This window comes from Arsenicibacter sp. R0_47 (assembly GCF_057652235.1).
In genome coordinates this window covers 1-13,496 of the sequence record NZ_JBYFCJ010000040.1, presented here as the reverse complement: position 1 = coordinate 13,496, position 13,496 = coordinate 1, and the positions used below count along the sequence as shown (strand labels likewise).

10 protein-coding genes are annotated in these 13,496 nt (G+C 49.5%); 1 reads left to right on the top strand and 9 read right to left on the bottom strand.

The annotated features are described in order from the left end of the window. Nucleotides 1–10: 10 nt before the first annotated feature. From AC23NW_RS32905 to AC23NW_RS32875, 7 genes are all read right to left on the bottom strand, one after another. The gene (locus AC23NW_RS32905; RefSeq protein ID WP_487454894.1) at nucleotides 11–1,147 is read right to left on the bottom strand and encodes a TraJ family protein; all 1,137 of its coding nucleotides are present in this window, start codon (nucleotides 1,145–1,147) and stop codon (nucleotides 11–13) included. Nucleotides 1,148–1,225: 78 nt separating this feature from the next. Then, nucleotides 1,226–2,491, bottom strand: coding sequence for a hypothetical protein (locus AC23NW_RS32900; RefSeq protein ID WP_487454893.1), 1,266 nt, complete (start codon nucleotides 2,489–2,491; stop codon nucleotides 1,226–1,228). Nucleotides 2,492–2,518: 27 nt separating this feature from the next. Continuing rightward, complete coding sequence (locus AC23NW_RS32895; protein WP_487454892.1) at nucleotides 2,519–5,038, bottom strand: TraG family conjugative transposon ATPase; 2,520 nt, start codon at nucleotides 5,036–5,038, stop codon at nucleotides 2,519–2,521. Between the two features lie 77 nt (nucleotides 5,039–5,115). Beyond that, entirely contained in the window at nucleotides 5,116–5,457 is a 342-nt protein-coding gene (locus AC23NW_RS32890) for a DUF4133 domain-containing protein (protein WP_487454891.1), read from the bottom strand. Between the two features lie 12 nt (nucleotides 5,458–5,469). Continuing rightward, nucleotides 5,470–5,937 carry a DUF4134 family protein gene (locus tag AC23NW_RS32885; protein WP_487454890.1) on the bottom strand — a complete coding sequence of 156 codons (468 nt, stop codon included), beginning with the start codon at nucleotides 5,935–5,937 and terminating at the stop codon, nucleotides 5,470–5,472. 55 nt (nucleotides 5,938–5,992) lie between these two features. Then, nucleotides 5,993–6,454, bottom strand: coding sequence for a DUF4134 family protein (locus AC23NW_RS32880; RefSeq protein WP_487454889.1), 462 nt, complete (start codon nucleotides 6,452–6,454; stop codon nucleotides 5,993–5,995). A 115-nt stretch (nucleotides 6,455–6,569) separates the two neighbouring features. After that, nucleotides 6,570–6,899: a DUF4134 domain-containing protein gene (locus AC23NW_RS32875; protein WP_487454888.1), complete on the bottom strand. Its 330-nt coding sequence runs from the start codon at nucleotides 6,897–6,899 to the stop codon at nucleotides 6,570–6,572. Nucleotides 6,900–7,532: 633 nt separating this feature from the next. On the opposite strand from AC23NW_RS32875, the gene AC23NW_RS32870 reads away from it, so the two are divergent. After that, nucleotides 7,533–7,958, top strand: coding sequence for a hypothetical protein (locus AC23NW_RS32870; RefSeq protein WP_487454887.1), 426 nt, complete (start codon nucleotides 7,533–7,535; stop codon nucleotides 7,956–7,958). Nucleotides 7,959–8,045: 87 nt separating this feature from the next. Here AC23NW_RS32870 and AC23NW_RS32865 read toward each other — a convergent pair whose 3' ends face one another. Together AC23NW_RS32865 and AC23NW_RS32860 are read right to left on the bottom strand one after the other, a co-directional pair. After that, complete coding sequence (locus AC23NW_RS32865; RefSeq protein WP_487454886.1) at nucleotides 8,046–10,244, bottom strand: DUF6923 family protein; 2,199 nt, start codon at nucleotides 10,242–10,244, stop codon at nucleotides 8,046–8,048. Between the two features lie 81 nt (nucleotides 10,245–10,325). After that, on the bottom strand, nucleotides 10,326–13,496 hold a 3,171-nt coding region (locus tag AC23NW_RS32860), incomplete at its 5' end, for an Ig-like domain-containing protein (protein ID WP_487454885.1).

Here is a 13,496-nt window from a genome sequence, read left to right as displayed (position 1 = left end):
ACAAAAAAAATCAGGTCCTTGCCGTTTCACGCATCCCGGATCGCATCGAGGTTAGACCTCTGCCAATCGAACCAGCCGCTCCAATGGCGGCTCCCCCAACCGCTCCGGCACCCATCGTACCCAGAGCCAGTCCGGCTTTGGCGGTGTTTTTTCCCATTGACGTAGCCGGGCTTATGGCCCGACGATTCAGTTGGGACGTAGCCCCGGCAATGAGCATCGACACACCACCGGCTGTAACAAATAAACTCGTCAGCGAGGGCACCTGGAAATAAAAAACCAGACAGATAATCAGCAGGCCGATATAGCTTAATCCCATCAGGGTAGGGTCAGAGGTTGCACTTCCGCCCCCCGCGATATAAGCGTTGATATTAGCGATATAAGCATTCAGATAATTTTCATTGATGGTGAAGCAGATGGTTGAAACCACGGAGGCAACGAATGGCATCAGACAGAAATTGATGTACTTGGCAAACCAGTCTACCAGCGCATTCGTCATGCCGGGAAAAATAGCCGCGCAGAAAACAATCGGAGCCGCCAGCCGCAAGATCAACCGGTAACAAATCGAAATTAGGTACAGACAGGCTTCGGCTACCTGCATCAGAATCAGTAAAATATCCTGAATCAGGGAGAGCAGCGCGGCCTTCAGATAATCTCCCCATTCTTCCATCTGGGAGCTGATGGTTTGCAGAAGGCGTGAATAGGCATTTTTCACAAAACTCAGTAACCCTGTATCAGACGGATTAACCGGAATGCCAACCTGGGGATTCTGACCCTTTATCTCCCATTTCCGGCGGACGGCCTGATCAAGTTTACCTTCAATTTTGGCGATTTCTGCCGTCAACTTCGTGTTCCGTGCATTATTCTTGTTATAGAACTCCATACTTATCTTATCCATGACGTTGCAGAGGCTGGGCGCGAGTGCAATCATCATTACAATAAGAAACGGACGCATATACGGGAAAAAATCAATCGGCTCCGACCGCATGATCTGACCCGCCAGCCGGGAGAAAATATAGATCAGCGCACCGATGCCGGCCACCGCCCGGATTTCTCCGACGATCACATTGAAAGCCGATTGTGTCGTACCGATGGTACTCTGATACGTGTCTTCGATAAACTTGAGTATATCTAATAAACTGGTGCTCATGACAACTGATGGAAAATGGTCAGGTAGCGCCGTAACCCTACCTGACCTTGTTCAACATTATTACCCGTTCAGTCCCTACTACTGTTGCTGCGTCGTACTATTAGGCGGAGTCGTAGCCGGGGGCGTTTCTGTGATCACCGTAATCGGTGGGATGTATACGTCCACCTTGATCGGATCAGGATTCGACGGGTTAAAGACCCCCGGCGTATACGTACCAATGTCTGGCATACCCGCATTGGGGTCACGGGTGGTCGGCGTATAGACCCCTTCCGTTCCACCCCAGCGATTGCCATCCTGACCATTCCAGTCGGTAGCGTACATCTGGTCAAGACCCCATTTCTTTTTCAACTCAGCCGCAACCGGGATCATGCGCTTACGTACATCCATTTCAACCATAAGGTTGAATTCTTCTTCGGAGGCCAACTGGCCTGTAGCAGTATTAGCGAATAGCTGCGGGTCATTTTTCTTCAGCTTGGGCATCGGCACCCAGGGCCCTACCGGAGCCATAAAGCTCATCACGGCATCCCGTTTGACCTGAATTTCGCGAAGCTGATACTCGGTCGAATATTGCTGGGATGCGTAGTTCATGTCATCCATTTTCTTCTGGGTAGCCGCCAGTGATTTCTGGTTGGCATAATTATCCATCGCTGACGAATCCGAACTGACCCGAATATCGGATGACTGCATACCGTACATATAGTAAGGAACACTTGAGGACTCATTAAAGAAACCCTCCGTCGAATTCAAGGCCTGAGCGCCAGCCGAATAAAGTTGGGCCGTTAGCTGCCGGTCTTTCACGGTAGTCGCCCGGTGAGACGAGATTTTACTCAGCGAGGCATAATACTGGCCCAGCATATTATTGAGCGACCCGATTTTCGACTGAACATTATCCATCCACACCAGCCGTTCGTGATCAGACATGCGGAACAAATTGGCTGAAGTAGCCCCCTTCATATCCGTCAGCGACTTGATCCCTTTCTGGCTGATGTCGCGCAGATCCTCCGCAATGATGGAATACTCATTAGGCGAAAAGTGCCGGTCTTTGGAAACAACCTGCGAAATTTTATTCATGTAATTCATCGTCTGCTGACACTGATTCAATATCTGCGTGACTTTGGAGACATTCTGAATTGCAGATGAAACCTTTTTAAGGCTTTCCACATCTTTCACCAGGGAACCGAAGGAGGTCTTCGATAACGCATTCAGGATCGAGGTGATACCTGAGTGAACCGAGTTAACAGCCGTATTACCGGGATCGGAAACCACGAACTGTCCATAGGAGACGGTATGCAGCCCCAGGCTGCATACCGTCAGAAGGATCATTGAAACTGGTTTTTTAAACATGATTACACTGTAGTTAATCGTGAGACATTATTTACTCAAACTGACCCGTTCTCCCCTGGCCCAGGCCCGAATGCCCATTTCTGTATCATTGCCGTAGTGCCGCGTCAGGGACCGGATTTCATCGACCTCCTGCCGGTTCGTCGTAAAGGAGCCGTACCCGATTCTGGATACCTCTACCCCGTACACCTTGCATTTGTCCTTGAGGATAATGGCGACCTCTTTGTAGGGTGGCCGTCCGTAATCCTTGGCTCCGTTGATCGACAGGATGAAATTGGTGTTGCTGTCCGAAAGAGCCATGACCCCTTTCACATCATCAAACCGTTCCTTGTACTTCGATTGGTCAAGCAGAATTTTTACGTCACAATTGTTGACCAGCGCATCTTTTACAATGGATGATTTCAACAAGTCATCCACTTCCTGGGTAACCACGACCAGTGATCCGTTATGCTTCCGGCAGGTTTTAGCGCACCACAGCAAAAAGCGGGAGAAGTTGGCCTTCGAAAGAGCCTGCCAGGCTTCCTCAATAATCAGTACCTTAATCGTACCCGATACCTGGAACAACTTGTTCACGTAGGTATTCATAATCATCAGGGTCACCACCGAATACAGGGTCGGGTTATCCTTAATGTTATCCAGCTCGAAAATCGTAAAGGGCTGGTTGATCAGGTCGAGATTCTTACGCGAGTTCAGCAGGTAGTCATACGTATTTCCCTTGTAGAATTTCCGCAGGTTCCAGAGCATCGAAGAGACATCGAAGTGTGATTTATTCCAATGCGGGTCTTTCTCAAGCACTTCACTTATGAAATACCCTTCAGCAAACTCGTACAAGGTATCCAGACACGGAAACACATAGCTCCCTTCGTCGCGACTCTCCCGCAAGTACTGGTAATACCGCTGGAACAGGGTCGATACCCCCGTCTTTTCATCGGAGGTCAGTTCATCATCCCCTTTCCAGAGCACGTTCAGAAGCGTCCGGATTGCATCCTGCTGTTCCTCCGATGGATCAAGGTTGTCAAAGTAAAACGGGTTGAACTCCAGCCGGTTGTTATTATCCACCGTTACGTATTTACCCCCCATAACCTCGCACAATCGCTTGTAGGAGTTACCAATATCCACGATGGTTACGTGAGCGCCATTCTCCCGCAGGTAGTACACCATGTTGTTCATGGTAAAGGATTTTCCCGAACCAGAGGGACCAATCACCATTACATTCCGGTTGTCGATTTGATGAGGATAGGTATCGAACAGAACATCGACCATCACCGGACGACCAAACCGATCAGTGAGCAGAATACCGTTCCGGTTATGGGACGGGTCTTTATAATGCGTCTCCATCGTCCACAGGGCCACGCTTTCTTCCAGCAGACACGTAAACAGGTTATCGGCGCCAATCTCGGCGATGTTGCCCGGTATACAGGCCCAGTACAGCGCTTCCTGTTCCAGCGCAGCATGGTACGGCTTATAACCCAGTTTGGCGATAGCCGCAGCCGTCTGTGACCGGTACTGATCCGCAACCTCCTCATTCTCATGAAAGCACATGACATTGTAATGGGACTTGGTAACAATCCGGTTACCCCCCTTCACGGCTTCCATGAATTCGTTTTTCTCATAAATCGAGATTTCATTTTCCTTGCTCCAGGCCGAAAAGGAAAGGTGGCGTTTCACCTCAGCCACCAGTCGCCGGACCACCGAGTCCGGCTCTTCAATCATGACGACCTGGTTATAGACATGGTTAAAGGGCAGATATAAACCCAGCATCGAACCGGTAGAGGCCGTTATGGACGATTTATCGGTCGAAAGCTGCTCCAGCCGAATCTGCTCAGCTACCTCAGAGGGAAAATCTTCGAGTCGGCAGATGGAGAACGTATGGCAGTATTTGCCCCCTACTTTCATTCCTCCTTCAAACTCCATATCCTTGAGAGTAGGGTCATTGAGAGTGAGATTCAGGTATTGATGAATCAAACCCAGCTCCTCACCTTCACCCACCAGGCCCGGCCCCTTGATCTGGGTACACCGTAAGCGACCACTATCATTGAGAATGGCCTGAAAACGCAGGCATAATTCCCGAAAACCATCCCAGTATTTGGGGTTTCGTACTTCGCGGGGAACCAGATTACGCCGGAAAAGCTGAGTAAGCCGTTTAAAAAGGCTGTTGTTGGCCGAGTTCCGCTTCAGGGGCGATTGAGCCGGCAGCGTCACAGTGATGAAGGTGTAATGATCCCGGTAGGGACGCTCATTAAAATGACGCTGGTTTTCCTGATTGATAAAGCTGGAGTTAAAGTACTCCGGGCCATAATCAGGAGTATACTGGGATTCAAAAAACCAGTCCTGTTTGTGAATGACATAGCCGGGCGGAAACACCTTCAATGCCCGTATATACATACTGTGCAGAGCCTCGTAATCCCCCTCATCCATCGTATAGATTTCCGGTAGCTCCAGCCGGAACACAATGGACAGGTCCGCATTTTTCGAGACCACAATGTCGTAATCCTCATCTACTGCCAGAATCGGATATACTTCGGAGATATTTGGTAATTTATTGGCCATTATTCAAAAGATATTAAGCACCACTCTTTAGCTGAAAAAAACGCAAACACAGAAACCGCCCGGGCAGGCGGTTCTGCTTATTCGATAAAAAGCTTTCGCAGGTTGGCGTGGAAGGTGAGCTGGTTAACGGGAACCTTATTGACAACACCTTTCGGTTTGAGCGATTTGAGAGAGTTTTTGACATCCCCCCACCGGCCATACTTTTCGTTCTGATTATGGAAGTAATAGACCCCACCCCCACCGATAGTCACCAGCAGAACGAGCGTGATAATAATGTGTACCCCAAATACGTACAGCATCATCGTCAGGAAAATAGCACCTACAAGGCAGGCTGCGGCATAATAAAAGTATTTACCCCGAAAGCCTTTGAATTCAATTTCATTATCAACGCCCCGGAAGTAGTGATGAAAATTTGCCATAGCATTGTTCGATTATTTGATGATTTTGACAAAGCCATACATGACTGATAAAAACACCAGACTGCCCAGCCATTTAAGGAAGAAGATAGGTATATCGTCGTCTCCGTTTTGAAATTTGCTGTAGATGCGGATCAGGCCGACAACCGCGACAATGATCCCGATAGCGAACACAACCGTGGCCGTGTCGGCTACCACAAAGCCCAGGGTGTAATCCGGACTTTCCGAATCCGACCACCCGTTATTGACGATGACCGAGCTAACCGACTGAATAACAAAGGGAACGAACAGTAAGCCAAAAAACCAGTTCAGCAGACCGCTTTCAATATCCTCCCCTCTGTTCCACCGCTGAAAAATCCGAAACCCCGCTATCAGGGCAGCAAACATGGCCAGGTATTGACACCCGATCATAACCCGGGTATACACATCGCCTACACTGGTGATCGAACCATGACCTTGTAAAAGAATTATTGGAAAACCCATATCCCAGTCGTTTTAAGTTTATTGGTAGCATGAAGACCTTTCTCCGGAAAAGCCATTACGGATTTGGACCGATTGGGTCGGGGGTAGTCGTAGTAGTCGTCGGAGTAGTTGGCCACGTAACGGATGGCAGGTTGGTCAGGCTAGCCGGCGGAGTGGGTGGAGTATAGGTAGATCCACTCATCTCATCAATATTCATATACAACCGGTAATCGACCGTGAACGCATTACTGCTCACATCGTTTTTGTAGTACACGTTCAGGAACCCGATCACCCCAATTACCCCCAACAGGGCACCGCCCCACCGGAACATATAGAGCGAAGCATCTTCGTCGCCCATCTGCATTTTATTATAGGCCCGAAACCCATAAATGATGGAAAGGACCAGAATGATCGCCCACACCACTTTGAAAACGCGGGGAACAAGCCCGATAAAGGGGCGGTAAAAACTATTGTAGATCGGGCCGTGCTGCTGAGCCAGAACCAGGGAGGGCAGGACTACAACCAGTAGAAGTACCATCCAAAAAATTCGTTGTCTTTTCATTAATACTTCAATTGAAAAACAAATGCCCCATAAATAGATATAGGCACCGGAAGGTGCCTATATGATTCCTTCCCAAATGGGAACCCATCTGTTAGGAGACCTTGAAAACCGAGGAGATAACCGCGCCAATGGCCAACAGAAAAAGTACCGAACCAAACCAGCCAACAGCGGCCTTCTGTACATCCTGATCCCCGTTCTGCCACTTGTTGTAAATTCGAAACCCCCCGATTACGCCGATAATAGCGGCAATAACCCAGATCAGACTGGTCACGGGTTTGAACCAGGTCTTTACACCCGCAGAAGCGGCATCCAATGCGGAAGTAGCCTCAGCAAAGCCTGAAGACTGAGCCATAACAGCTCCTGATACCAAAAGCAACCCAGCCACAACTACTGCACTCAACGAATAACGAAATGCTTTCATGTTAAAATCAAAGTTGAAGTTTGAATCAAATATAAATGGCTTTTTCGATTCAAAAAAAACAATTGATATATTTTTTGATTTTTGCTAAGTCTGTACTATGTTCTTCGTGTGATTTTCCTTTGTCACGAATATTTCATTATTTGTAAATAGTTGATTTTGTGGTTATTAAATTATAATATCCTGTTATCCTACTTATGTACTTAATTGTTGTCCTATTTGCCAGGAATTCTGTAATTAAAAATAAACTGTTCTGTTATTCAATACAGTCTAACCCCATAATTCATTATAAATTGTTAATAATGAGTAGTATTAGTTTATGGTTTCACATTATTTATGGGATAAATAGATAAAAATTATTGGCTGTTAAGGGTCAATTATTCAAATCGGTATTGTTTGATTGTCAACGTTCTCAGATGACCAGATTTCAAAGATTACGAACAAAGATCGAGGTTTATGAAAACAAAAAAACAGATTGTTTAATCTTTAGTCTTTTTTTGCATATTTTTAAGCTTTGATAGATGGGTTTAGTCACATTACTTCTGACCCCCTCCAGGCGGGTGTAGAAGGTAACATAGCATAGGAATGGAAGTTAATGAGGGAGGATTCGGAGATAGTATACAGACAAACGTGCGAATGCCGCTTCTGATTAAAACGGCCTTCAACCAGGTCGCACAGCAACAGCGTAAAACATTGAGGCTTCAGGCCAACGAAGCCATTCAATGTTATCTCGGATTTGAGGAATGGCCGGTATTAAACAAGACAATGCCATTATCGGATACGGAGAGAAGCTTCATCCATTACTTCACTACGCCCGGCATAACAACCCCGCTCAACTTTCGGGATGTGATCCAATTTCCACAGGGAAAGCTCGAACAGGTGAATGTGCGGATGAGTTCAGAAACGAACCGGATATTGAAAGTAGTAGCCGGGATTCAACGTAAATATCTGGAGACCGTCGTTGTCGAAGCGTTTCTGGAATACCTCGACATTATACCCCGTCAAAAACGTGATTACTCCCATTTGACCGAACTGGTTAATGGCAATAAGACTCCGCTCTAAAGACCGTTCTAAGCAGGAACGTTCGAATAAATAAGAATCAACAGGGAAAGAAAAAAGAGCCGGGTAATCCCGGCTCTTTTTTCTTGTTCAGGGGCGTTGAAAGACAATGGGCCGGGCAAGGGAGCCACAACTACCGTTAAAGCACCGAACCGTGTAGGACTGGCCGGGCTGGGCAATTAAAATAACCGATTCACCGGAAAGCCCGTTGGACCAGTTGACATTTCCGCCCGCGCAGGACGTAACCTGCAACGGAACACTACTCCCCTCGCATACACCCACCGTTGGACCGTCGGCGGTAATTACCGGAACGTCCGGAATCTGCAAATATGTAATCGAACCGACGGCAGGTTCAGAAATGCAGTCAGCTTCAACGCAAACCATCGTATAGGAGGTAATGGTATTTGAGAAGCTGCCCGAACTGATAAGGGTCTCTGAATGAAGGGTTGCTACCGTCCCACCGCAACCAAACGGGGTAAGCACCGCCGATTCACCCTGGCAGACGATCAGGTTATGCAACACCGGAGCGGAGGGGACGGGATTCACCGTGATCTGAATACTGGGGATCGCATCCGACGAGCATCCCTCGAAGAAGCAATGCGCCTGAAGCATAAAAGGCGCTGACGGCGTGAGGGTGATGGTACTGCCACTCATGCCATTAGACCAGTTGACGCTGGCTCCGCTCATACAGCCCGTAGCCGTAAGCTGCACGGAACTACCCGCGCAGATTGTAGTCCGATCTGCCGTTAGGCTCGGATTGCCGGGGAAGCGTTTGACACGTATTGCAAGGGTCGCAGCATCCGACGCGCACCCCCCTTCTATACAGGTGGCCGAATAGGTCTGATCTGTGTTGGGGCTGACGAAAATGGAGGTCCCGGCATCGCCGGTTGACCAGTTGACCATTCCCGCACAGCCTGTCGCCGTTAATTGGGTCGATCCGCCCTGACAGATCGAAGTCGAAGTGGCCGACAATACCGGAGCCGGAGGCACCGATGGTGCGGTATTGATACCCACCAGTGCGGTCCCCGTCACGCAACCACTGGCTGTTTCCCGCACATGGACCGTGTAGGAGCCAGGCAGAACGGTACTGAAAACAGGAGACGACTGGTAATTGCCGCCGGATAAAAGGCGGAAGGTGAAAGCTGATCCGTATCCGGTAACCGTAACGGAACCCGTCGAAACCTGGCAGGTTGGCTGACTTGTAACGACTCCGGCCACGGCAACGGGCGGACAGGGGACGGGGGCTGACTGACACCGGGCGGCATCACTGGCCGTTACGGGAACGCCTGTCGAAAGAAACAGTGATCCCTGCATGACATTGCCATTACTGGCAGCTATTGTTTGCGTGGCGGCTACTTTAAAGGTCTGACCTGTATTATTGTCAAACAGATACAGATTGCCGGCAGCGTCAAAAAAGACCCCGCCAAAGCCATTGGTGGAAGACACCGGCCACTGAATGGTCCCTACTGTCGTACGCGCACCCGTCACCGGGTTATAGCGGTACAAAACGGCGGACTGATTGACTGCATATAACAAACCATCGACAGGATTGATGGCCCAGTCTGAAATCGTCGTGCCGGTTGTGCTCAGATCAGGCAGCTTTTGCAGGTACGTAGGCGAATTGGGATTCAGATCAATGCGCCGAATGGTATTCCCTCCATTGGTCAGGTATAAAATACCCTGGCTATCTATATCCCCATTATCATACCCTGAAACCGGCAGAGTCGAAATTGAAATCAACTGATAGCTGTAGTCTGATCCGATTCTGACTAAATCCGTTGTGCCAGACCGATACCCATATATATATCCATCGAGGCGGTTGTAGCCAATTGCCTGAATCTGGCGGTTTGATCCCGACGGAAGGATATTATTTTTCTCCAGCACAAAAGCACCGGTCGATAAATCGAGCGAATAGAAGTCACTGGGCGAATCCTGCACAACAAAAGCCGTTGCAGGACAGGCAAACGCAGGCTGGGGCGTACATTCCACCAGGCTTACCTGCGTTTGCCCCACGAGCGAATAAACACCATTGGAAAGAGCAAACAGAAAATACACACCGGCACCCACCGAGGAAGGGGTATTGATTCGGGTGAAAGCCGTTGGGTTCGAGGAGACTGTATGCCATTCCAGGGTATTGCCATTCTGGGGCGTGATCACGCTGAGACTGGCCGTTCGCACAGGACAGGCATTCGTAATGGAACCGGGAATATTCTGGGCCTGAAGGAGTGAACAAGCCAGCAGATAAAGAACCCCCAGCCAATAGCGTATCGGTTTACGGATCGTTCTCATAGGGGAAAAGAAATTGGTTTTGTCAGTTGAAAAAGAAAGCCCCGGGGTAACCCGGGGCTTTCATACTTACGCACCGTTGGCTTACTGCCGGATCACTTTTACAGTCTTGCTCTGCGATTGTGTAGACACATTCAGCAGATACATGCCTGCTTGCTTGCCAAGCTTAATCCTATAGCGAGTATTCGAATCTGGCGACTCTACTTCCTGAATTGAGACATTATTACCTTGCAGGTCAACAACATTCAACATCATTTTCGAAGTAGCACCCGTCACCCGGATTTCAACTTCCTCACCCAGCGTTGGATTACCGAAGATGGTAACCTCCAGTGGCACTTCAACACGGGTGGCAACCCGGGCTGAACCACAGGCATCCTGTAGCTTCCATGTGTAGCTAACTACTTTTCCTGATTGCTTAGCATGTAGCACAAATGCGCTGATGGTCGGGTCATTCCTTAGAACGGCTTCGATTACATGCTTAGCGTTCGAAGTCCAGCCTGTAATACCTACAGCCATGAACTCTATCGGAGAACCGTTACCACCTTCGGACTTGAAGGTGAATTCACCTGTAGCGCAGACGTATTCAGGAGCAACCAGTTTCAAATCGGCACCAGGCATTATTGGAGCAGAAATCGTTACCGGAGCCGGAGGGGTAACTACCGGTGTCTCTGGTACAACAGGATTAACCACTACTGGAGGAGTAGACCCGTTACACATTCCCTTCCAATCCCACACGTACTGTACAATCACACCGCTCTGACGGGCATACAGTATGAAAGCATCTGCGTCGGGAGCCGGTTGCACCGTATACCATCCTGCTGATTGCGTCCAGCCCGTAATACCTACAGCCATAAACTCAACTCGGGAACCATCACCACCTTCGTACTTAAACCCGAATTGACCTGTCGCACAATTGTATGATGGAACAACCAGTCTGAAGGCACTTGATGGTGTTGCCGTAGTCGTTGACGGTGGTGTTGCCGTAGTCGTAGGCGGTGGAGTTACCGTCGTTGACGGTGGCGTAACCGGTGCAACCTGCGTACAGAAGTACTTCAGATCCCAGGTGTATTCCACTTCCTTACCATTCTGACGCGCTTTCAATACGAACGGAGCCAGGTTGGCATCGTTCCGTAAGCCAGCATCAATCACATGATTCGGGTTCTTCGTCCATCCCGTAATACCTATTGCCATGTATTCTACGTCACCTTTTGTATTACCGTCCCAACGGAAGGTAAATACACCTGTCGAGCAGTTATACAATGGATCAATCAGCCGGAAGACCCCATCGCCTGTAATGGCCGTAGTAGCCGAAGGTGGCGTGGTAGTCGTCGGTGCCGGTGTCGAAATCGTAGCCGAAGCAGGCGGAGTCTCTGGAACGAATGTCGCACAGTAGGCTTTCAAGTTGAAAGTCCGGCTGACAACCCGACCGCTTTGACGGGCCTCGATGGTTATTGTTGGTTGGTCGATCCGTAATCCGGCATCCACAAAGTGAATTGGGTCAGTAGACCAGCCGGTAACCCCGATTGCCTTAAATTCAACAGCCGTACCGTCCCCACCTGCGTACTTGAAGGTAATTGCACCCGTAGTACAGTTATAGGCAGGATCAATCAGTGAAAGCGGTTGACCCGTTGCACCCGTTGGTGAACCTGGAATCGTTACGACTACACCTGGAGGAGGTGTACCCGAAGCTGGGTTGCGGTTCCAAGGACGAGACTCGTCCGGACACTGAGCCGAAGCCGATGGCAGGTCATAGATAAAGGTTTCTTCCACCCCGCTCTGAACCCCTTTGATCACGAGAATTTTCGGATCGCGGTGTACCAGGTCATCACCCACCATAACACACTTCTCATAACCCCAGTCGCCTACCCCAATTCCGAAGAACTGCGTTGGGCTACCGTCGCCACCACACGTTTCGATACAAATCTGATCCGTGTAACAGTTCAGCGTCACTTTGGTGATCTTCAGCGGTTTACCCTGACCAGGCGCACATGGATCAGGACCGACCGTAAGAACAACCGAAGCTGAGCTGCACTTGCTGTTTTCGAGCTTATCACAAATCTGATACGTCACCACCGTTGTTCCGGAGAACCCTACTGAAGGCGTGAAGGAGAGAACACCGTTCGTAATAGACGCTGTACCGTTTGGCGAGTTCGTAATCAGCACTGGGGCTGTTACCATTGCCAGGGCCGCTGCGTTACCATCGCGATCTTTATCGTTCGCCAGTACATCGACAGTAATCACCGAGCCAAATGCGCCCGAAGCATTGTCCGTCACCGCTACTGGAGCTTTCGAAGCTACATTCACAGTAACCACTGCGTTGTCGCAATACGTAGCAGCCGATTTGTTCATAAAATCGGCACGGTCGCAGATTTCGTAGATCACAGTGATCGCACCAACAAATCCGGTTGGTGGCGTTACACTGATCGTACCGTCGGGATTAACGACAGCCGTACCTGCCGATACCTGTGTAATTACAGGAAGGGTTACCGAAGCCAGCGTAGCAGGATCGCCATTGCGGTCTTTATCGTTGGCCAGAACAGGAACTGTAACCGCCGTATTGTATGGTGCATTCACCATATCGTTAACGGCATCCGGAGCTTTGCCACCTACTGCAACAACCACCTGAGCGATGTCACAGTTACCCGCTTCAACCGCATCACAAATCTGATACGAGAACGAAGTAGTACCCTGGAAGCCAGGACGTGGCGTAAAGCTGATCGAGCCATCTGCGTTCACGACCGCAGTACCATTTGTTGATTGAGTTACAATCACCGGTATGGTTACCGTAGTCAGGGAAGCAGGCATACCCGCACGGTCTTTGTCGTTGGCCAGCACAGGGATGCTCACTACACTGTTGTAGTTGGCAACCACGGCATCATCCACCGCATCAATTGGGCAGGACGCTTTCGAGATCGTCAGGGAAGTAGCCGCCGAGATACAACCAGCACCAGACTTAGCCGTTACCGAGTAAGTACCGATAGCCAGATTCTCGAACAGCGTATTGGCTAAGTAGTTTACACCGTCAATACTGTACATCATGCCCGCAACACCCTGGATGCTGATCGAGCCGGTTGATACAGTGCAAGTTGGCTTAACTGATACAGTAGCCGCAGGAGCCGCTGGCGTACCCGGTTGAGCGTTAATCGTCAGCATGACAGGAGCCGATACGCAGCCCTGAGCATTTTTCGACGTTACGTTGTATACACCTGCCGACAGAGCCGGGAAGCTGGTCGAGGCCGAGTAGTTCACACCGTC

Coding starts and splice junctions, on each gene's coding strand:
- AC23NW_RS32905 (WP_487454894.1), bottom strand. CDS start 1,147: ATGAGCACCAGTTTATTAGATATACTCAAGTTTATCGAAGACACGTAT.
- AC23NW_RS32900 (WP_487454893.1), bottom strand. CDS start 2,491: ATGTTTAAAAAACCAGTTTCAATGATCCTTCTGACGGTATGCAGCCTG.
- AC23NW_RS32895 (WP_487454892.1), bottom strand. CDS start 5,038: ATGGCCAATAAATTACCAAATATCTCCGAAGTATATCCGATTCTGGCA.
- AC23NW_RS32890 (WP_487454891.1), bottom strand. CDS start 5,457: ATGGCAAATTTTCATCACTACTTCCGGGGCGTTGATAATGAAATTGAA.
- AC23NW_RS32885 (WP_487454890.1), bottom strand. CDS start 5,937: ATGGGTTTTCCAATAATTCTTTTACAAGGTCATGGTTCGATCACCAGT.
- AC23NW_RS32880 (WP_487454889.1), bottom strand. CDS start 6,454: ATGGTACTTCTACTGGTTGTAGTCCTGCCCTCCCTGGTTCTGGCTCAG.
- AC23NW_RS32875 (WP_487454888.1), bottom strand. CDS start 6,899: ATGAAAGCATTTCGTTATTCGTTGAGTGCAGTAGTTGTGGCTGGGTTG.
- AC23NW_RS32870 (WP_487454887.1), top strand. CDS start 7,533: ATGCCGCTTCTGATTAAAACGGCCTTCAACCAGGTCGCACAGCAACAG.
- AC23NW_RS32865 (WP_487454886.1), bottom strand. CDS start 10,244: ATGAGAACGATCCGTAAACCGATACGCTATTGGCTGGGGGTTCTTTAT.